The sequence below is a fragment of the Terrabacter sp. Root181 genome, assembly GCF_001428505.1.
Classification (GTDB): domain Bacteria; phylum Actinomycetota; class Actinomycetes; order Actinomycetales; family Dermatophilaceae; genus Terrabacter.
In genome coordinates this window covers 679985-699326 of record NZ_LMHU01000001.1, presented here as the reverse complement: position 1 = coordinate 699326, position 19342 = coordinate 679985, and the positions used below count along the sequence as shown (strand labels likewise).

Here is a 19342-nt window from a genome sequence, read left to right as displayed (position 1 = left end):
GACGTCACGGTCGTCGCCGACTGACGCGACGGCATACTCCATCGGGCCTCCGGCTCCTAGGATCGACAGGGTGAAGCCAGCGATCATCCTCGTGTCCGAGACCCGCTGCGACGAGCTGCTCGACGAGTTCGGGCGCTATGCCCGCGACTACGAGCTGCCCACCGCGACCTCCGCCCACGAGGCGAAGCAGGCAGCCAAGGGGGTGGTCGCCGACGGCGGCCAGGTGGCGATGTTCGTCACCGAGTCGCGGCTGCCCGACGCCGAGGTGCTCGAGGCCTTCCACTGGTGGCGCGCCACCGTCCCGACGGCCCGACGCGTCATCGCCGCCCACGTCTCGACCTTCCGCGAGGATGCCGTGCAGCTGCGGGGCGGCCTGGCCAAGGGCAAGTACGACGCCTACCTCCTCGCACCTCGCGGCGCGCGCGACGAGGAGTTCCACACGGCCATCTGCGAGCTGCTGTCCGACTGGGGCTCGACGGTGGCCGAGCCCGAGGTCGTGACCGTGGCCATCGTCTCCCCGGTCGAGGACGCCCTGACGCTGGGCATCCGCGACTACCTCGACCGGATGGGCATGCCCAACCGCGTCTACGCGCCCGACAGTGACGAGGGGCGCGCCATCCTCGGCCACGTCGAGGGCGACGGCGGCGAGCCCGACTACCCGCTCGTCATGGACCTCGGCAAGCGCGTCGCGACGGTGCACAGCGTGCGCGACGTCGCGACCCGCATCTACGGCCGCCCCGCCGACGTCGACGTCGACCGGGTCGTCGACGTGGCCATCGTCGGCGCCGGGCCGGCGGGACTGGCCGCCGCCGTCTACGCGTCGTCGGAGGGACTGTCGACAGTCGTCCTCGAGGCCGAGGCGATCGGGGGCCAGGCCGGCACCTCGTCGATGATCCGCAACTACCTCGGGTTCCCCCGCGGCATCAGCGGTATGCGCCTGTCCCAGCGGGCGCGCAACCAGGCGATCCGCTTCGGCACCGAGTTCTTCACCGGCTGGCCGGTCACGTCGTTCACGCCCGGCGCGCTCGACGGCGACGGCGCGCCCACGCCCCACGTCCTGTGCACCGAGGGCGGTGACGTGCACGCACGTGCCGTCGTCGTCTCGGCGGGGGTGAAGTACCGCCGCCTCGACGCCCCGGGCATCGAGCGGCTCGTCGGGCTCGGCGTGCACTACGGCAGTGCCATGACGGCCGCCCGTGAGATGGAGGGCGCCGACGTCGTCGTGGTGGGCGGCGGCAACTCCGCCGGGCAGGCCGCGATCCACCTGGCCCGCTTCGCCCGGACGGTGACGATCCTCGTGCGCCGCGAGTCCCTGGCCGAGACGATGTCGAGCTACCTCGTGGGCGAGATCGCCTACAACCCGCGGATCTCCGTCCTCGCGTGCTCCGAGGTGATCGAGGGCGGACCCGGCGACGACGGCCGCCTCGGTTGGGTCACGGTGCGCAACACCGCCGACGGCACCGCGGAGCGACGCGAGTGCCGCGGACTCTTCCTGCTCATCGGGGCGGCGCCCCACTGCGACTGGCTGCCCGACGAGGTCGCGCGCGACGAGCGGGGCTTCGTGCTGACGGGCCGCGACGTGCCGCAGGACCGGTGGCGCGGGGGACTCCCGCCCGAGAGCCTCGAGACGACGGTGCCGGGTGTGTTCGCAGCGGGCGACATCCGCGCCGGCTCGATGAAGCGCGTGGCCGCGGCGAGCGGTGAGGGTGCGTCGGTCGTGCCGCTCGTGCACGCCTGGCTCGACCCGACCCGCTGACACCGACAGGACATCCGCGGCAGGACGGACGAGTCGTCGGTCCACCGGATTCGGCTGCGCCGCCAGGGCGTCGCGAGGACTATGGAAGGGCGACCCACCGCCGCGTCCTGCTCATCGCCGGAGTCACCCATGACGCCTTTACTGCTTTCACGTCGCCCCCTGTCCACGGCGTCCCGCCTCGCCGCCGCAGTCACCGTCGCCCTTGCGGGGATCGCCGGGATCGCCGCGGCCCCTCTCGCGCAGGGTGCCCCGTCAACCCGCTCCGCTCCTGCCTCGGCGGTGGCGTGGTCGGGCTGCTACCGATGGCTCGGCGACAACGTGCCCCCCGGCGAGCCGCCCATCATCTACGAGTGCGCCACGGTGCCCGTCCCCCTCGACCACGACGACCCGCGCGGCGCCTCCGTCCTCATCAGCGTCGTGCGGATCCCCGCCTCCGACCGAGCCCACCGGATCGGATCGCTCTTCCTCAATCCGGGCGGCCCCGGCGGCAGCGGGGTGGACTTCGCCCTCTTCGCCGGCCCGTACCTGTACACGCCCGAGCTCCGCGCCCGCTTCGACATCGTGGGCTTCGACCCGCGCGGCATCGCCCGCAGCACCCAGCTGCGCTGCACCGGCAGCCCCCGTCAACAGGGTCCGTGGTTCGTGCCGCTGGTGTGGCCCGAGAGTGCCGCCGAGACGGACGCGTGGGCGCTGTCGGACGCCGCCCTGCAGGAGGACTGCGACCAGCGAGGCGGCCGGATCCTCGACCACATGTCCACCGCGGACGTGGCGCGGGACCTCGACCTGCTGCGCGCCGCGGTCGGTGACGAGCAGCTGACGTATGCCGGCTACTCGTACGGCAGCTACCTCGGCGTCACGTACGCGAACCTCTTCCCGTCTCGCGTCCGTGCCCTCGTCGTCGATGGCGTCCTCGACCCCGTCGCGTGGTCGACCGGCGACCCGGGTCAGCAGGTCGAGCCCTTCTCGACCCGCCTGCGCAGCGACGTCGGCTCCCGCGACACGCTCGCGGAGTTCTTCCGGCTCTGCGACGAGGCCGGTGACGGCTGCCCGTTCGCCGCCCCGGGGGGCTCCAGCGCGCGCTACGACGCCCTGGAGGCTCGCCTGCGGGCTCACCCGGTGGACCTCGACGGCTTCGCCTACGACCACCGCTTCCTCGTCGGCGACACACTCGGCTTCCTCTACTCGTCGCCCGAGTGGTGGACCCTCGCCGACCTGCTGGCGACCCTGGACGAGCTGTCCGCCGGTGGCTCGGCATCGCAGCGCGCGGCGTTCGAGGAGAAGCGCCGCTCGGTGGGCTCGGGCCACAGCGGCTTCCCGCGCTACCCCGGCTACGAGGGCTTCGCGGCCGTGGCGTGCGCCGACAGCGACAACCCCACGTCCGTGGCCGCGTGGTCTGCCGCGGCGGCGGATCGGGCCCTCGTGTCGAGATTCGGCCCGCTCTGGACCTGGGTCAGCTCGGTGTGCAACGACTGGCCCGGCTCACAGCAGGACCGCTTCGTCGGACCGTGGACCGCGCGGACCGCGAACCCCGTGCTCGTGGCCAGCACCAGGTTCGACCCGGCGACGCCGCTGCACGGCGCCCAACGGGCCGCAGGCCTGCTGCCCGGGTCCCGGCTGCTCACGGTCGAGGGCTGGGGTCACACGACCCTCTTCCTCTCCGCGGCGGCCGACGCGGCGGTGGCCGCCTACCTGCTCGACGGCACCCTGCCGGCGGTCGGGGCGAGGTTCAGCCAGGATCTCGACCCGCTCGCCCCGCCGGCGGCGGCGGACGCCCGAGGCGCCGGAGCTGCTGCGTCCGCGAGCACGCTGCGGGCGACGCACCTGATGTCCCTGCGCGGGGCGCCCTACGGCCGCTGACGGGCACCCTCGTCAGAGCTGGATGAGCTGCCCGTCGCGGAACGAGTAGCGGTAGGCCGCGGTCGTGGCCGCCGGCAGGTTGGCGGGGTGCGTCGCATGGTGCCGGTGCGGGTGCGGGGCCGGCTCGGTGGCCGCGCGCACGGGCGTCAGGCCACCGGCGACGCCTGCCGCCTGGGCCTGCCCGTCCCCGAGGGCCATGGTGCCGACGAACGCGACGGCGACGGCGGCACCGGCCGCGCCGAGGCCACGACGCAGCGTGGAACGGAAGGTCGAGGGAGCGTTTCCGGGGCGGGGTGTCGTGTCCATGTCCCCACCGTCGCGGCCGCGGCTGTCGGCCGTCTGTGCCGAGGGAATGCGTTCGGCATGGGTGGTGGGCCGCTGTGCCGCAAGGGCGCTCAGTCCCGCAGGGCACGCTCCATCTCGTCCGCGACCACTCGGGCCGGGGCGTCACCCTCGTCCCTCATGCCCGCGATCGCACCCTCGCGGTCGGCGTCCGACCGGTTCTGGCTCAGCTTGGCCTTGCCCTCGACGGACTCGACGGACACCTCGATGCCGACGATGGCGCGCAGCCGGCCCCGGACGTACTTGGCCGGGGCGTCGGTGACCGCCCACGGGCGATCGCGCCCGGCCTCGTGGCGTCCGGTCAGCCGGGTGACGACGTCGAGCACCCAGTCGGGGTCGTCGTGCACGGTGACGGCGCCCCGCAGCTGCACCTCGCTGTAGTTCCACGTCGGGACGACACGACCGTGCTCGGCCTTGCTGGCGTACCAGGCCGGGGAGACGTACGCGTCGGCGCCGCTCACGATGAGGAGGGCGGGCGAGGCCGGCGCGATGCGGGTCCAGTGCTCATTGGCCCGGGCCAGGTGACCGAGGACCCGGTCGCCGTCGACGATGACCGGCAGCAGCGTGGAGTCCGGCCGGCCGTCAGGGCCGACGGTCACGAGGCGGGCAGCCGGGTGGGCCGAGAGGAAGGCCGCGACGCCTGGGTCGGCCATGACGTTCGCCTTGGGCACGTACATCCTCCGATGGTGCCACGCGCCCGGTGGGCGGCACCGCGGACACGGAGCCCGCCGACGGGTGTCGACGGGCTCCGTGGGGAGGGGCAGGAGTGGGCTCAGCTGTGCCGGTGGGGTGCCCGGCGGGGTGCCGCCGTCCATGGACGCGGGCTGCCGGCGTGCGGGCCCGGGACCACGTGCAGGTCGGCGCGGTGGGGACTTTGGACGGAGGGGTCGAGGCGCTCGGCGAGGCTGCGCAGGAGCAGCGCGGCCCGGACGTGCCGGCGGATGCGGCCCACCTTCGGTGCATGGTGGCGGGAGGCGACGCGCTCGACGATGCGGTCGCGGGCGATCGCCTCCTGCGGCGAGAGGCTCAGGGTTCCGGTGCTCATGCGAGGCTCACCTGCGCCCGCTTGACCCGGATGTCGCCGCTGCCCGAGTGCACGACGAGGCGTGCCTGGGCCTCGGAGTCCCCGGGTCCCGACGTCTCCTCGAGGTCGATGTCGACGTCACCGGTGACGGTGTTGAGGTCGAGGTAGGCCGCGACCCCGTGGGCGACGGCGATGGTGACGTCACCCGTGCCGGTGCGGGCCCGGACCTCTCCACCGTGCACGCCGTCGAGGCTGACGTCGCCCGTGCCCGTGGTGAGCTCGAGGTCGCCGGTCGAGGCACCGATGTGGACGTCGCCCGACCCGGTCTTGGCCTTGACGGCGGCGTCGGAGCGACGGAGCGAGATGTCGCCGCTGCCCGAGGTGAGGTCGAGACGACCGCCGCCCGTGCCGACGGTGATGTCGCCGGAGCCGGTCCTGGCGTCGAGGTCGCCGCTCGCGGACTGGAGCGTGATGTCGCCCGAGCCCGACTTGAGCCGGGCGGAGCCGACCTCGTGGAAGGTCAGGTCTCCGGCGCCGGTGGCCGCGCGGACCTCACCCAGCAGGCCGGCCGCGGTGACGTCGCCGGCCCCGGTCTTGGCGTCGACCGTGCTCGATGCCGGCAGCTCGACCTCGACGTCGACGGAGCCCTTGGTGCCCAGGGAGAAGAAGCTGTCGCGCAGCTTCGGCGCCAGGACGGAGACGTCGTTGCCGTGGGCCTCGACCGTGAACTTCTCGGCGATCTCGGCGCCGTTCTTGCCGTGCGGGTGCAGGCGGACGGTGGTCGTCGGGCCGTTGCCGACCGTCAGCGTCAGGTCGCCGACGAGGAGCTCGGCCTTGAGGGTGATGGGACCCGTCGTGTCGAAGCGGGTCTCGAGGGTGGTGCCCATGGGAAGTCCCCTTTGCTCGGTGATGGTCGTGAGGTCGGTGCGCTGGCTGGTGGGCGTGTCAAGGCCGATCATCGGACCCAGCCCTGCACGCGCTTGTTGGAGGAGCGGTTGCGGCCGGGTGCGCCGGGCCCGAACTGCGGGCCGGGCGGCATCGGCGGGAAGCCCGGCATCGGCGGGACGCCGGCTCCCGTGGCGGCGCGGACCGCGTTGACGATCCACGTGTTGAGCGACTGGCCGCGGCCGGTGGCGAGATCCTCGGCCCGGACCTTGAGGGCCTCGGGGAGGCGCAGCGTGATGCGCGACGTCTCGGCGCCCTCGTCGTCGGGTGACACCACGGTGGTGTCAGCGGTGTCGATGGCCTGGGTGTCGTCGGCGACAGCCGACGGGCCGGCCCCGACGACGACGAAGACGGGCTCACGGCCCTGCAGGCGGACCTCGACGGAGGCCCCCTCGAGCTCGTTGGTGATCTCGGCCGCAGCGTGCGAGAGCGCATCCATCAGCGCCAGACGTGCGGACGAGTCGAGCGCGAAGCCGATCCGCTCGGCGGCCTGCTCGGTCTCCGGACCCATCGCCCTGGCCGCCTGGGCGAGATCCCGACGCAGTGCGTCGACGTACTCGGTGATGTCCATGTGCATCATCATGACACCACTGTGGTGTCACGTCAACACCATGATGACGCCGGGACGTAGCCGGGTACGTTCCCCATGCCCCTCGCCCCTCGTGAAAGGTGCCCGATGCGCAGCCTCGGAACCTCCGACCGCCCCTCCGTCCGCGCCGTCTCGTCCGCCATCGAGAAGGTCTCCTCGCGCACCCGGGCCCGCCAGTTCGTGCGGGTCATGAACCGGATGGGCGCCTCCCCCGCGGCGATCCTGCCCTTCGTGCAGGACTCCCCGAACTTCACGAGCCGTCGCTTCGAGGGCGAGGAGCCGTCGCTGCGCCCGCGCGTCCGCGCACAGACGAGCGCCCTCATCGCCGCCATCCGGGTCAGCGGCCGGGGCCAGCCGGCCGGCACCGTCCCCGTCGTCCCCGCCCGGCCGCCGCAGCAGCCGGGCGACCTCGCCGTCACGTGGTACGGCCACGCGACGAGCGTGCTCGAGATCGACGGCGCCCGATTCCTCATCGACCCCGTCTTCAGCGAGCGCGTCTCGCCGATCCGGCACTCCGGACCCAAGCGGATGCACCCCGTGCCGGGGTCGATCGCCGACCTCCCCAGCATCGACGCCGTGCTCATCAGCCACGACCACTACGACCACCTCGACCAGCCGTCGATCGTGCGGCTCGAGGAGACCCACCGCCCCCACTACGTCGTGCCGCTGGGCGTCAACGCGCACCTGCTCGCCTGGGGTGTCCCCGAGGCGCGCATCACCGCGCTCGACTGGCGCGGCGAGACCGAGGTCGCCGGCATCCGCCTCACCTGCACCGAGGCGAGGCACAACTCCGGTCGCGGGCTCGTCGACAGCCAGACCCTGTGGGCGGGCTGGGCCCTGCACGGCGCTCGCCACAGCGCCTACTTCGCCGGCGACTCGGGCACGTCCAAGCGCTTCGCGTCCATCGGCGCCGACCTCGGCCCCTTCGACCTGACCCTCATGCCGGTCGGGGCCTACGACTCGTTCTGGCCCGACATCCACATGGACCCCGAGCAGGCGCTCGCCGCCCACCGCGACGTCAACCGCATCGGCGACGAGGCGCACGCCCTGACCGAGGACCACGCGGGCGTCGCCGACGACTTCATCGAGGGCGACCAGCGCATCGACACCCCCGGCGGCACCCACGAGGAGGGTGAGCCCACCGAGACGACCCGCACCGTGCAGACGGCCGCTCGCGAGTCCCTCCTCGTGCCGATCCACTGGGCCACCTTCAACCTCTCGATGCACTGGTGGGCCGAGCCCGTACGCCGCATCCGGCGGGCCGCGCTCGAGGCGCGGGTGCCCGTCGCCTTCCCCCGCGTCGGCGAGCGCGTCGACGTCACGACCGGTGATGCCACCGCGGTCGCGGCCGCGCACGCGGAGCCGTGGTGGGAGGAGTGCGCGGCACCCGAGGACCGCGACGACTGAGCGGTGCGGGAACTCGGGCGCTCTCCCCGGCGCTGGACGAGAATGACGGCAGCCCGCACTCGCGTGGCCGTCCGAGCCGTGAGGCACGACAGGCAGGAGAAAGCCCGTGCAGCTCCCGATCCTCCGACGGATGGGTGCGTCGACCGCGACGCAGCGACAGCGCGCCGCCGCGTCACCCAACTACCGTGACGGCGAGTTCCGATCCCACGAGCCGACGCACGTCGTCGCGACGTCCGAGGCCGAGGGCCCGGGCAGCATGCTCACGACGATGGTCCGCGAGTTCGGCCGGGGACGGCCGCGCGGCACCGTGCCGCTCGTCAGGCCGCGGCACCCGCACGAGCCCGCCGACCTCGCGGTCACGTGGTACGGCCACGCGACCAGCGTCGTCGAGCTCGACGGGCGGCGCTTCCTGCTCGACCCCGTCTTCGGCAAGCGGGCCTCGCCGTCCGTCGTCGCCGGGCCCAAGCGCCTGCACCCGGTCCCGGGCCGCATCGCCGAGATCCCGCACCTCGACGCCGTCGTCATCAGCCACGACCACTACGACCATCTCGACGAGCCGTCGATCGTGCAGCTGGAGCGCACCCACCGCCCGCACTACGTGGTCCCCCTCGGGGTCGACGAGCACCTGCGGTCGTGGGGCGTGCCCGCGGGGCGCATCACGAGCCTCGACTGGCGCGAGGAGACCGAGATCGCGGGCATCCGCATCACGTGCTCGGAGGCCCGTCACTTCTCGGGTCGCGGCTTCGTGCGCAACCAGACGCTGTGGGCTGCGTGGTCGCTGCGCGGACCGCGCCACGCGGTCTTCTTCGGAGGTGACTCGGGACCGACGCACCGCTACGCCGACATCGGCGCCGACCTCGGGCCCTTCGACCTCACGATCATCCCGATCGGCGCCTACAGCGTGCACTGGCCCGACATCCACCTCAACCCCGAGGAGGCGATCGAGGCGCACCTCGACGTCAACAAGGGCGAGACCGGCTCGGTGCTGCTGCCCATCCACTGGGCCACCTTCAACCTCGCGACGCACTGGTGGAGCGAGCCGATCCGCTGGGCGCGACGGGCTGCCGCCGAGCGCGGCGTGCGGCTGGTCGCACCGCGCGTCGGCACCCGGATCCAGCTGAGCGACAACGACGTCGACGAGGTCGTGGCCGCGCACCAGGACCCGTGGTGGGAGACGTGCGCCGCCGCCGAGGACCGCGACTAGGGGGCCAAGGCGTCCCGACGGACCGCCGTCAGCGCTCGCCCTGCTGGCCCTCGAGCACGCCACCCTCGGAGTATGCCGGGTCGTGGCGGTCCGTCGGCCCGACCGGTGTCGCCGTGGTGTCGTCGGGAGACGCCGGCGTGCGGAAGATCCAGCGACGCATGGCCACGAACCGCGCCGCCGTCGAGAGCACGTTGGCCACCGCGACGACGACGGTCTGGACGAGCGTCCCCGCGTCCGGCGCCACCGCCCCGAGCACGGCGAGGGCGACGGTCGTGGCGGCATACGTGATCCCGAAGATGACGAGCGCCTGGCCGTGGTGAGCCACGAGGTTGCGCCGACCTGACACCCCGAAGGTCCACGCCCGGTTGAGCCCGGTGTTGAGGACCGTCGCGATGACGAGCGCCACCCCGTTGGCCAGCTGGGACGGGGCACCGCCCCGCACCAGGGCCGCGAAGAGGCCGAGGTGCAGGGCGGTGGAGACGACTCCGACGCCGGCGAAGCGGATGAGCTGCTGCGAGAGGCGCACTCGTGGCACCGACGTGGAGGCCGACATGGTCGTCACCGGAGGGGCTGGGTCAGGTCGTAGAACGTCGAGCCGTCGATCGTCACCGCGGTGAAGTTCTCCTGCACCCACGAGCTGATCTCGGACGAGGCGCTGCTGCCACCGTTCTGGTTGCCGAATCCCCTTCCGCCACCGGCGAAGTAGTGGATCTGGCCGTTCGCGACGTACTGCTGGAACTGCGCGAGCGTCGGGCTCGGGTCGGAGCCGTTGAACCCGCCGATCGCCATGACGGGCAGCTGCGTGCCGAGCTGGAGGCCGGCTGCCGTCTGCGAGCCGACCGCTGCGGCGACCCACGTGTAGCTGTCGGCGTCGGCCGACAGTGCCGCCACGACGGCCGTGCTGGGCGTGGAGGCGTCGAGCAGACCGCCCATGCCGCCGCCACCACCGGTCTGCGGGCCGCCCTGCGTCGTGCCGGTCTGGCCGGGCATCTGCGGCGGCGTGCCACCCATGCCGCCCGCGCCACCGGGACCACCGCTGGAGCCGGCAGGACCGGCCGTCACGATGGAGCCGCTGTGGCCCTGGGCTGTGGTCGACACGGCATACGCCCCCGGGCCGGCAAGGCTCGCGACCAGCGCAGCGGCAAGGACGAACGGGACGGCGCGGGCGTGCATCCAGCGGGTCGCGAGGATGAGCAGGGCCGCGGCCATGCCGACCGCGAGCACCGAGATGCGCAGCCAGTCGCCGTAGGCCGTCGTCCGGGACAGGAGGATGAAGCTCCACGTCGCGGCGGCTGCCGTCGCGGCCGCGAGGGCGATCGTGCCGACCGCGATCGAGCGGCGCTGCCAGGCCTCGACCGCACCCATGCCGACCACGGCACCGATGGCGGGGGCGAGGGCCACGGTGTAGTACTCGTGGAAGATGCCGGCCATGAACGAGAAGACGAGGATCGTCACGACGAGCCAGCCACCCCAGACGAGGTAGGCCGCGCGGCGCAGGTCGGTGCGCGGGCGACGGCCGCGCAGCCAGAGGCCGGCCGCGAGGAGGATGAGAGCGCTCGGGATGAGCCAGGAGACCTGGTCGCCGACGCTCGAGGAGAACATCCGGAAGAGGCCGGTCGAGCCCCACATGCCGCCACCGGCCACCGCGCCGCCGCCACCGACCGAGCCGGTCTCGTCACCGCTCAGGCGACCGAGGCCGTTGTAGCCGAAGGTCAGCTCGAGGAACGAGTTCGTCTGGCTGCCACCGATGTAGGGACGGGCCGAGGCCGGCACGAGCTCGACGATCGCGACCCACCAGCCGGCCGAGAGCACCATCGTGCCGACGGCCAGGAGCGAGTGGACGATCCGCTTGCGCAGGGTGGTCGGGGCCGCGATGAGGTAGGCGAGCCCGAAGAAGGGCACGACGAGGAGGACCTGGAGGGTCTTGGTGAGGAAGCCGAGACCGATGAAGACACCGACGATCATCATCCACTTGGGCGAGGCCTGCTCGATCGCCTTGATCGTGGCCCACGCACCGAGCGCCATGAGGAGCGTCAGGAGCGCGTCGGGGTTGTTGAAGGTGAACATCAGGGCGGCGACGGGCGTCAGGGCGAGGACGACTCCGGCGATGAGGCCGGCCGCGGCGCCGAATTGGCGCTTCACGGTCGTGTAGACCACACCGACCGTCGCGACGCCCATGAGCGCCTGCGGCAGGAGGATCGCGAAGGAGCTGAGCCCGAGGAGGCGCACCGAGAGGGCCATCACCCAGAGGGAGGCCGGCGGCTTGTCGACGGTGATCGAGCTCGCGGCGTCGGAGCTGCCGTAGAAGAAGGCCTTCCAGCTGTCGCTGCCCGCCTGGACCGCCGCCGAGTAGAAGGAGTTCGCGTAGCCGCTCGCCGTGAGGTTCCACGTGTAGAGCACGAGCGTGACGAGCAGGAGGGCCAGGAGCGCGGGGCGGGCCCACGACGGGTCGGCGTCGGCGCCGCGCCACAGGCGCTGGAGACGGCCGGGACGACCCGCACGGGCTGCGGGCGACTGCGTGGTGTCGGGGCGGGCGTCCGCCGGCCCGACGGGCGCCGGTGCGGCGCTGCCCGCGGGGCCCGTGCTGGTGAGGGTCATGGTGTCCATGGCTCAACGTTCGGGCCGGTCGCTGTGCCGTTCCTATGACCCGACTTTGGTGCCGGCATGAGGTCCCGCGCGTTTCCCGACCCGCCGCACACGACCGCGTGTGCGGCGGGTCGGTCACGGGGCGGCGGGCAGGAGCAGGCTGAAGGTCGTGTCGCCGGGGCGGCTGTCGAGCTCCACCCGACCCCCGTGGGCCTTGCTGACGGCCGCGACGATCGACAGTCCCAGGCCGGTGCTGCCGCCGGCCCGCACGCGGGCGTCGTCGCCCCTGGCGAACCGCTCGAAGACGTTGGGCTGCAAGGAGACCGGCACACCGGGCCCGTCGTCGTGGACGGCGACCCGCACCCACTCGCCCTCCGGGCGAACCGACGTCGTGACGCGGGTTCCGTCGGGAGTGTGCGTGCGCGCGTTGGCGAGGAGGTTGGCCACGACCTGGTGGAGTCGGGCGCCGTCCCCGGTCACCTCGACCGGCTCGGGCGGCAGGTCGAGGTCCCACCGGTGACCGGGCGAGGCCGCGTGCGCGTCGCTCACGGCGTTGATGACGAGCATCGACATGTCGACCGGGGCCTCATCGAGGGGACGGCCGGCGTCGAGACGCGCGAGCAGGAGGAGGTCCTCGACGAGCGAGCTCATCCGGTCGGCCTCCGACTCGATGCGACCCATCGCGTGGGTGACCGTCGGCGGCACGGGGTCGGGCTCGCGACGCGACAGCTCGGCGTAGCCCTTGATCGACGCGAGCGGCGTGCGCAGCTCGTGCGAGGCGTCGGCGACGAACTGTCGCACCCGCTGCTCGCTCTGGTGCCGGGCGTTGAGGGCCTCGTCGACGTGGTCGAGCATCTCGTTGAAGGCAGCGCCGACCTGGCCGACCTCGGTGCGGGTGTCGGTGTCGATGGGGTCGACCCGGGCCCCGAGCGCGACCTTGCCCGAGTCGAGCGGCGTCTGCGAGACCTTCGTGGCCGTCGCCGCGAGCCGGCGCAGCGGCTCGAGGTTGCGTCGCACGAGCCACGTCCCGATCAGGGCCACGAGGATGATGCCGGAAACGACCGTGCTGATCGCCAGGACCACCATCTGGCTGATCGTCCGCTCCGTGGGGCCCATCGGAAGACCGACGACGAAGACGCCGACGGGCGCGCCGCCGTCCACCACCGGCGTCGACTGGACGCGATAAGTGCCGAGACCCGTGATGTTGATGTTCGTGGGCACACCACGCAGTCCAGCGCTCTGGAGCTCCCCCAGCTGCGCGGTCGTCATTGCGACGGGCTGCTGACCGCCCGTGCTCACCTTCCCGATCGACCCGGGAGAGGTGGTCGTCTGCCTGGTGGGCAGGAAGGCCACGAGGCCCTCGTCGCCCGGTCCGCGAGTCCGGTGATCGTCGGTCGTCGTTCCGAAATCGACCCCCCGAGGGTCGCTGATCTGCCGAGCCATCGAGGAGCGCAGCTGGTCGTCGACCTGTCCGGTCAGCTGCCGCTCGAGCGCGACGACGGTGAAGGCGCCCGTGGCGAGGCTGAGCAGGGTGAAGAGGGCGAGCATCGAGGCGACGAGCTTGGCGCGCAGCGTCCAGGCCGACCACGGCCGGACCTGGTCGCGCGCGTCGGCAAGTCGCCAGCTCAGCGGCACCCGGGCCTCGGCATCGCCGTCCTCGCTGTCCTCGCCGTCCTCGGGGCGCGCCGTGGCCGCAGCAGGTGCCGGCACGGCATACGTCATCCGGTCGTCGGTGTCGTCGTCGAGGTCGTCGCGGAAACCGACGCCCTCGTGGAAGAGGTCGAGCGGGCTCGCGCCGTCGTCGTCGGGCAGGTCCGCGCGGTCCGGCAGCTCGGTGCCCGTCTCAGGCGGCCGGCTTGAGGACATACCCAGCTCCTCGCATCGTGTGGATCATCGGCTCACGCCCCGCGTCGATCTTCTTGCGCAGGTAGGAGATGTAGAGCTCGACGACGTTGGCCTGGCCGCCGAAGTCGTAGTTCCACACGCGGTCGAGGATCTGCGCCTTGGACAGCACCCGCTTGGGGTTGCGCATGAGGTAGCGCAGCAGCTCGAACTCGGTCGCGGTCAGGTGGATCTCCTCGCTGCCGCGCATCACCTCGTGGCTGTCCTCGTCGAGGGTGAGGTCACCGACGACGAGCACGGAGTCGGAGGCCGAGACGGCGATCGTCGTGCGGCGCATGAGGGCACGGACGCGGGCGACGACCTCCTCGAGGGAGAAGGGCTTGGTGACGTAGTCGTCGCCGCCGGCGGTCAGGCCCGAGACGCGGTCCTCGACGGCGTCCTTGGCCGTGAGGAAGAGGACCGGCACGTTGCTGTTGTCGGAGCGCATGCGTCGCAGCACCTCGAGGCCGTCGAAGTCGGGCAGCATCATGTCGAGCACGACCGCGTCGGGGTCGAACTCGCGGGCCGCGCGCACGGCATCCATGCCGGTGCCGGCGGCGCGCACCTCCCAGCCCTCGTAGCGCAGGGCCATGCCGAGCAGCTCGGTGAGGTTGGCCTCGTCGTCGACGACGAGCACCCGCACCGGGGAGCCGTCGAGTCGCTGGAGTCGCGCTGCTGCGGGCTTGGTCTTCTCGGTCATGTCATCCAGTGAAACCCCTCGGCCTGTGCGATGACCAGTACATCCCTGTGCGATTCCTGTGGAGTGACTGTCCCGAAGTCCCAGCGGCTCGACGGCTCGGGCACAGCACCTGCACAGGCAGCCGCCCGAGCGTTGCCCCTATGAGCAACGAGTCCACGCCACAGGTCCCGGCCGAACAGCCGACGTCCGGGCTGCCGCAGTTCGACCCGAACGCGCCGGTCGCCCGCCCCGCCACCGACGACACCCAGCAGCTCCCGTCTGCCACGACGACCGAGATGCCCGTGACGCCACCGGCCACGCCGTACGCGTATGCCGTGTCGCCGGGTGCCGCGGCCCCCATCGCCGGTCCCGACGTGCCGCTCTCCCCCACCGGCCTCCCGGTGCGCGAGAAGCCGGCCGGCGCCGCCACCGCCGGTGACGGGCCGCGCTGGAACGCGAAGAAGACCGCCGTCACCGCCGGGCTCGCGCTCGCTCTGACGTCCGCCGGCGCCATCGGTGCCGCGGCCGCGATGCCGGCCGGGGCGACGGGCGGCGACACGGGCTTCCGCGGTCCGGGCGGCGGCCGGAGCTTCCAGTTCCCCGGCGGCCAGCAGGGGCTCACGAACCCCAACCAGCAGGTGCTGCCGAACCAGCAGGGCACGAGCCCGCAGCAGCTGCCCAACCTGCAGAACGGCGTCCCGGGCGGCGGCCAGAGCGGGATCGACCCGAACCAGCTCGGCCAGCTCGACCCGCAGGACCTGCTCCAGCAGCTGGGTCTGGGCGTCGACCCGTTCGGGGACGACCAGGGTCAGGACCCGTTCTCCGACCCGGGCCAGGACGACTCGGGCTCGGGCACGTCGGGCAGCGCCACGACGACCTGATCAGCCGCGCAGCGCGGCTGCGTACTCCTCGAGCGCCCTCGTCGCCCGGTCGATCTCGTCCTCGACCCGGGCGACGAGGGCTTCGTCGGCCAGCTCACCGGCGGCGCCGAGGCGCTCCACCTCGTGGCAGAGGTCGGCCAGGACCGTGGCGCCGAGGTTGGACGCGGTTCCCTTGAGCCCGTGGGCGATCCGGCCCTGCGTCTGAGCGTCGCCCTCGTCCCGCGCGCCGGCGAGGTCGGCGAGGCGCTGCCGCGCGCCCGTGCCGAAGCGGTCGATGAAGCGCAGCAGCAGCGAGGGGTCGCCCGGCTCGAGGTCGCGCAGCTCGTCGAGCCGACCGGTGTCGAGCACGTCGAGGTCGTCGAGCTCCGTGGCAGGGGACGTGGCAGGCGTGGTCGCCGGGCGTGACCGCGGCACGGGTCCCGAGCCGGTCCAGCGCTGGAGGGTCGAGGCGAGCAGTGCGACGTCGACGGGCTTGGTGAGGAAGTCGTCCATGCCCGCCTGCAGGCAGCGCTCCCGCTCGCCGGCGATGGCCGAGGCCGTCATGGCGATGACCGGGAGGCGTCGGCCCGGCTCCTCCTGGGCGCGGATCGCCCGGGTCGCGGCGTAGCCGTCCATCTGCGGCATCTGACAGTCCATGAGGACGGCGACGACGTCATCACTCCGGGCCCGGTGGGCCGCGACCCCCTCGATGCCGTTGCCGGCGAGCACGACGGCGTAGCCGAGGCTCTCGAGCACACCCTGGGCGACGAGCTGGTTGACCTCGTTGTCCTCGACGACGAGGACCGTGCCGAGGCGGCCGTCAGCAGCGTCGGCAGCGTCGACGGACCGCGCGGGCACCGGCTCGGGCACGAGGTGCCGCCCGGCGACGTCGGCCATCGCGTCGAAGAGCGCGGACGGCATGACGGGGGCCGTGAGCGTCGCGTCGACGCCGGCCTCCTCGAGCGTCGCCACGTCGGGAGGTGGCACGTGCGCGCACACGAGCACGACGCGTACGCCCGCGAAGCGCTCGTCCGAACGGATCATCCGGGCGATCTGCAGGCCGCCGGCGCCCGAGCCCGGGTCGTCGAGCACGACGACGTCGAGCGGGGTGCCTCCGCGGTCGGCCCGGTCGAGCTGGACGAGGCCCTCGACGCCGGATGCGGCCGACGTGACGGACATCGACCACGCCGCCAGCTGCTCCTCGACGCGGACGCGGTGGGCCAGGTTGGCGCCGACGACGAGCGCCCGCAGGCCCGACACGGCCGCCGCCTGGGACTCGGAGCGACCGACGCTGCGCGCCGAGGCCGGCTCGAACGCCGCGGTGAACCAGAACGTGCTGCCCTCCCCGGGCTCGCTCTCGACGCCGATCTCGCCGCCGAGGGCCGTGACGATCTGCCGGCTGATGGCCAGGCCCAGCCCGGTGCCGCCGTACTCGCGCGTCGTCGACGAGTCGCCCTGGGAGAAGGACTCGAAGAGCCGCGAGCGGACCTCCGGGGCGACGCCGGCGCCGGTGTCGGTCACCTCGACCCGCAGGACGGGACCGGTGTCGGTGACGTGGTCGAGGGTCAGGTGGATGACGACGCTGCCCGAGTCGGTGAACTTCACGGCGTTGGTCGTGAGGTTGGCGACGACCTGGCCGAAGCGCACCGGGTCGCCCGAGACCATGAACGGCACGTCGGGCCCGCGCGTCACCGACAGGTCGAGCGCCTTGGCGCGGGCCCGCTCGGCGAGCAGGGCGACGCCCCGCTCGAGCACCGCGGCCGGGTCGAAGTCGACCGACTCGAGCTCGAGCCGCCCGGCCTCGATCTTGGACAGGTCGAGGATGTCGTTGACGAGCTCGAGCAGCACGTGGCCCGCCTGGTCGATGCCGTCGGAGAGCCGTCGCTGGTGCGGGGTCAGCTCGGTGCGCCCGAGCAGCTCGCTGAGGCCGATGACGCCGTTGAGGGGCGTCCGGATCTCGTGGCTCATGGTCGCGAGGAACTCCGACTTGGCACGTGAGGCCGCCATGGCTGCGTCGCGGGCGGCGGCGAGGTGCTCGGCGGTCCACTCGCGGTCGGCGACCCGAGCGAAGAGCGCGGTGATCTGCTGGATCGTCACCGCGTCGGACTCGACCGGGGGCGCCGCGCTGCGCATGTCGAGCACGACGACGCCGGCCACCCTGCCCTCGTTGATGATCGGCACGGCCACGATCGTCGACCCCTCCGGAGAGGGCTCGGCCACGACCGACCGGCTCGAGACGGCGCGGGCCGCGAAGTCCAGTCCGACCGCGACCGGCAGGGTGCTCGACTCGGTGCCCTCGGGCGCCCGGACCGGCGTCCCGAGGACGCCCTCGGCATCGACGACGGCGCCGAGCACCGGTCGCCACGTCGTGTGGCGCGCCACCTCCGTGAGCACGACAGGCAGTGCCTCGTCGAGTGTCGCGGACTCGTTGGCCGCGGTCGCCATCGCCGTGACGAGCCCGAGCGCCTGCTCGGCGTCCTTCTTCTCCGTGATGTCCTGCGTCGTGCCACCCATCCGGATCGCCCGGCCCTCGGGGTCTCGGGTCACGAGTCCCCGACCGCGGATCCACGCGATCTCGCCGGACGTGCGCACGACGCGGGCGTCGAACTCGAACGCGTCCTCCGACACGAGCGCGGCCCCGACGACCCGGGACACGAGGGCCCGGTCGTCGGCGTGGATGCGCGAGAGGAAGCCCTCGTAGGTCGGTGTCAGGTCGGTGCGGTCCAGGCCGTAGATGCGGTAGAGCTCGTCGGACCACGAGACCCGGTCGGCGGCGACGTCCCACTCCCAGCTGCCGATCTTGGCGATCGACTGGGCCTCGGCGAGCTGGTCGAGCAGCTTGCGCTGGGCGCTGTGCTCGCTGACCCGGTGCAGCCACCCGCGCCGCGTGCCCGAGCCGTCGACGAGCGGGGTGTGCGACACGAGCGCCCAGAAGCGGTCGCCGCGGGCGTCGAGGAGGCTGCACTCGATGTTGTCGCCCGGCACCCCCTGGGCCGCGAGCTCGTCCAGGTGGTGGCGGAACTGCTCCTTGCCGATGTCGTCCACGGCGTCGAAGACCGAGAAGCCGACCATGTCGTCGGGGTCGCGGCCGAGCATCTCGGCCATCCGGGCGTTCGCGAAGAGCGTGCGGCCGCTCTCGTCGAAGACCCACAGCCCGTCGGGCGAGGCACCGACCATCCAGCGGTAGAGGTCGTCCCCCGCCGCTTCGAGTCCGCCCTCGATGCCCGACATGTGCTGATCCTCGCGCATTGCGGGCCACGGCGCCCGGATGCGGCCGTCATGTCGGGACGCGGGATCCGGGGCCGGCCTCAGGTGAGCCTCACCTACCGTGACACGGTCCACCGCGGGTGCCACGATCGATGGCACAACCCACCCGTCGATCGGAGCACCATCCATGTCCGACGTGCGCGCGTCCGACGAGCCCACGCCCCTCGACACCGGCCACGACCGCGACGAGCCGCACGACGCCAACGTGGGCGCCCGCCTCAACTGGCTGCGCGCCGGCGTGCTCGGCGCCAACGACGGCATCGTCTCGACCGCCGGCGTCGTCGTCGGCGTCGCCGGCGCGACCGCCGACAAGGCCGCGATCATCCTCGCGGGCCTCGCCGCGCTGTCCGCCGGCGCCATGTCGATGGCCGCCGGGGAGTACGTCTCGGTCAGCACGCAGCGCGACTCGGAGCGGGCCCTGCTGACGCTCGAGCGCAAGGAGCTCCACGAGGACCCCGACGGCGAGCTCGAGGAGCTGACCCAGCTCTACGAGGCGAAGGGGATGCGGCGCGAGCTCGCCGCCGAGGTGGCCCGCGAGCTCACCGCCCACGACGCCCTCACCGCGCACGCGGAGGCCGAGCTCGGCATCGACCCGACCGAGCTGACGAACCCGTGGCACGCGGCCGGCGCCTCGATGCTGGCCTTCGTCGTCGGCGCCGTCCTGCCCATGCTCACGATCACCTTCAGCCCGGCGTCGATCCGGATCCACGTCACCGTGGTCAGCGTCGCCGCGGCCCTGGCGCTGACCGGCGCGGTCAGCGCCCGCCTCGGCCGGAGCCCGGCCACCCGGGCGGTCCTGCGCAACGTCGCCGGCGGCCTGCTCGCCATGGGCGTGACGTATGCCATCGGCGCGCTCGTCGGGGTCAACATCGGCTGAGTTCGGGGCGAGTTCACGGCGAGCACACGGCATACGACCCGATGAGCCCGCTCCGGGCTGTAGAGTCG

At 73.0% G+C, this 19342-nt stretch carries 16 protein-coding genes; 6 read left to right on the top strand and 10 right to left on the bottom strand.

The features are described 5' to 3' along the window. The first annotated feature begins 70 nt into the window (after window positions 1–70). Together ASD90_RS03160 and ASD90_RS03155 are read left to right on the top strand one after the other, a co-directional pair. Window positions 71–1756: an FAD-dependent oxidoreductase gene (locus ASD90_RS03160; RefSeq protein WP_056751542.1), complete on the top strand. Its 1686-nt coding sequence runs from the start codon at window positions 71–73 to the stop codon at window positions 1754–1756. Window positions 1757–1885: 129 nt separating this feature from the next. Next, window positions 1886–3613, top strand: a complete 1728-nt coding sequence (locus ASD90_RS03155; protein ID WP_162260168.1) for an alpha/beta hydrolase — start codon at window positions 1886–1888, stop codon at window positions 3611–3613. A 12-nt stretch (window positions 3614–3625) separates the two neighbouring features. Here the strand turns inward: ASD90_RS03155 and ASD90_RS03150 are convergent, their stop codons facing one another. From ASD90_RS03150 to ASD90_RS03130, 5 genes are all read right to left on the bottom strand, one after another. After that, the gene (locus ASD90_RS03150; protein ID WP_056751535.1) at window positions 3626–3919 is read right to left on the bottom strand and encodes a hypothetical protein; all 294 of its coding nucleotides are present in this window, start codon (window positions 3917–3919) and stop codon (window positions 3626–3628) included. Between the two features lie 89 nt (window positions 3920–4008). Beyond that, window positions 4009–4632 carry an FMN-binding negative transcriptional regulator gene (locus ASD90_RS03145; RefSeq protein WP_056751532.1) on the bottom strand — a complete coding sequence of 208 codons (624 nt, stop codon included), beginning with the start codon at window positions 4630–4632 and terminating at the stop codon, window positions 4009–4011. A 95-nt stretch (window positions 4633–4727) separates the two neighbouring features. Beyond that, window positions 4728–5000: a hypothetical protein gene (locus ASD90_RS03140; protein WP_056751529.1), complete on the bottom strand. Its 273-nt coding sequence runs from the start codon at window positions 4998–5000 to the stop codon at window positions 4728–4730. Further along, the gene (locus ASD90_RS03135; protein WP_157622962.1) at window positions 4997–5938 is read right to left on the bottom strand and encodes a DUF4097 family beta strand repeat-containing protein; all 942 of its coding nucleotides are present in this window, start codon (window positions 5936–5938) and stop codon (window positions 4997–4999) included. Before ASD90_RS03135 ends, ASD90_RS03140 begins: the two co-directional genes overlap by 4 nt. Then, a complete protein-coding gene (locus ASD90_RS03130) occupies window positions 5935–6507 on the bottom strand; it encodes a hypothetical protein (protein ID WP_056751523.1) in 573 nt (190 codons plus the stop codon). Before ASD90_RS03130 ends, ASD90_RS03135 begins: the two co-directional genes overlap by 4 nt. Window positions 6508–6600: 93 nt before the next feature. Between ASD90_RS03130 and ASD90_RS03125 the strand changes: the two genes are divergently transcribed. Next, window positions 6601–7920, top strand: a complete 1320-nt coding sequence (locus ASD90_RS03125) for an MBL fold metallo-hydrolase (RefSeq protein ID WP_056751520.1) — start codon at window positions 6601–6603, stop codon at window positions 7918–7920. 130 nt (window positions 7921–8050) lie between these two features. Next, the gene (locus ASD90_RS03120; RefSeq protein WP_056754321.1) at window positions 8051–9124 is read left to right on the top strand and encodes an MBL fold metallo-hydrolase; all 1074 of its coding nucleotides are present in this window, start codon (window positions 8051–8053) and stop codon (window positions 9122–9124) included. Between the two features lie 28 nt (window positions 9125–9152). On the opposite strand, the gene ASD90_RS03115 is transcribed toward ASD90_RS03120, so the two are convergent. The 4 genes from ASD90_RS03115 to ASD90_RS03100 all read right to left on the bottom strand — a co-directional run bounded on the left by ASD90_RS03115 (window position 9153) and on the right by ASD90_RS03100 (window position 14291). Beyond that, window positions 9153–9677 (bottom strand): GtrA family protein, encoded by a 525-nt coding sequence (locus ASD90_RS03115; protein WP_157622960.1) that lies wholly within the window; start codon window positions 9675–9677, stop codon window positions 9153–9155. Between the two features lie 5 nt (window positions 9678–9682). After that, window positions 9683–11731 carry a glycosyltransferase family 39 protein gene (locus ASD90_RS03110; protein ID WP_056751515.1) on the bottom strand — a complete coding sequence of 683 codons (2049 nt, stop codon included), beginning with the start codon at window positions 11729–11731 and terminating at the stop codon, window positions 9683–9685. 114 nt (window positions 11732–11845) lie between these two features. Beyond that, a complete protein-coding gene (locus tag ASD90_RS03105; RefSeq protein WP_056751512.1) occupies window positions 11846–13576 on the bottom strand; it encodes a cell wall metabolism sensor histidine kinase WalK in 1731 nt (576 codons plus the stop codon). After that, the gene (locus ASD90_RS03100) at window positions 13554–14291 is read right to left on the bottom strand and encodes a response regulator transcription factor (RefSeq protein WP_056751509.1); all 738 of its coding nucleotides are present in this window, start codon (window positions 14289–14291) and stop codon (window positions 13554–13556) included. The genes ASD90_RS03105 and ASD90_RS03100 overlap by 23 nt, the downstream gene beginning before the upstream one ends. 140 nt (window positions 14292–14431) lie before the next feature. Between ASD90_RS03100 and ASD90_RS03095 the strand changes: the two genes are divergently transcribed. Next, window positions 14432–15151 (top strand): hypothetical protein, encoded by a 720-nt coding sequence (locus tag ASD90_RS03095; protein WP_056751507.1) that lies wholly within the window; start codon window positions 14432–14434, stop codon window positions 15149–15151. Here ASD90_RS03095 and ASD90_RS03090 read toward each other — a convergent pair whose 3' ends face one another. Further along, window positions 15152–18361, bottom strand: a complete 3210-nt coding sequence (locus ASD90_RS03090) for a response regulator (RefSeq protein WP_056751502.1) — start codon at window positions 18359–18361, stop codon at window positions 15152–15154. Window positions 18362–18524: 163 nt separating this feature from the next. On the opposite strand from ASD90_RS03090, the gene ASD90_RS03085 reads away from it, so the two are divergent. Next, window positions 18525–19274 (top strand): VIT family protein, encoded by a 750-nt coding sequence (locus ASD90_RS03085; RefSeq protein ID WP_056751499.1) that lies wholly within the window; start codon window positions 18525–18527, stop codon window positions 19272–19274. Window positions 19275–19342: the final 68 nt, after the last annotated feature.

What these genes read in the sequence shown, in the direction of transcription:
- ASD90_RS03155 (WP_162260168.1), top strand. Translation starts at nt 1,886, where the DNA reads ATGACGCCTTTACTGCTTTCACGTCGCCCCCTGTCCACGGCGTCCCGC.
- ASD90_RS03150 (WP_056751535.1), bottom strand. Translation starts at nt 3,919, where the DNA reads ATGGACACGACACCCCGCCCCGGAAACGCTCCCTCGACCTTCCGTTCC.
- ASD90_RS03145 (WP_056751532.1), bottom strand. Translation starts at nt 4,632, where the DNA reads ATGTACGTGCCCAAGGCGAACGTCATGGCCGACCCAGGCGTCGCGGCC.
- ASD90_RS03140 (WP_056751529.1), bottom strand. Translation starts at nt 5,000, where the DNA reads ATGAGCACCGGAACCCTGAGCCTCTCGCCGCAGGAGGCGATCGCCCGC.
- ASD90_RS03135 (WP_157622962.1), bottom strand. Translation starts at nt 5,938, where the DNA reads ATGATCGGCCTTGACACGCCCACCAGCCAGCGCACCGACCTCACGACC.
- ASD90_RS03130 (WP_056751523.1), bottom strand. Translation starts at nt 6,507, where the DNA reads ATGATGATGCACATGGACATCACCGAGTACGTCGACGCACTGCGTCGG.
- ASD90_RS03125 (WP_056751520.1), top strand. Translation starts at nt 6,601, where the DNA reads ATGCGCAGCCTCGGAACCTCCGACCGCCCCTCCGTCCGCGCCGTCTCG.
- ASD90_RS03120 (WP_056754321.1), top strand. Translation starts at nt 8,051, where the DNA reads ATGGGTGCGTCGACCGCGACGCAGCGACAGCGCGCCGCCGCGTCACCC.
- ASD90_RS03115 (WP_157622960.1), bottom strand. Translation starts at nt 9,677, where the DNA reads ATGTCGGCCTCCACGTCGGTGCCACGAGTGCGCCTCTCGCAGCAGCTC.
- ASD90_RS03110 (WP_056751515.1), bottom strand. Translation starts at nt 11,731, where the DNA reads ATGGACACCATGACCCTCACCAGCACGGGCCCCGCGGGCAGCGCCGCA.
- ASD90_RS03105 (WP_056751512.1), bottom strand. Translation starts at nt 13,576, where the DNA reads ATGTCCTCAAGCCGGCCGCCTGAGACGGGCACCGAGCTGCCGGACCGC.
- ASD90_RS03100 (WP_056751509.1), bottom strand. Translation starts at nt 14,291, where the DNA reads ATGACCGAGAAGACCAAGCCCGCAGCAGCGCGACTCCAGCGACTCGAC.
- ASD90_RS03095 (WP_056751507.1), top strand. Translation starts at nt 14,432, where the DNA reads ATGAGCAACGAGTCCACGCCACAGGTCCCGGCCGAACAGCCGACGTCC.
- ASD90_RS03090 (WP_056751502.1), bottom strand. Translation starts at nt 18,361, where the DNA reads ATGTCGGGCATCGAGGGCGGACTCGAAGCGGCGGGGGACGACCTCTAC.
- ASD90_RS03085 (WP_056751499.1), top strand. Translation starts at nt 18,525, where the DNA reads ATGTCCGACGTGCGCGCGTCCGACGAGCCCACGCCCCTCGACACCGGC.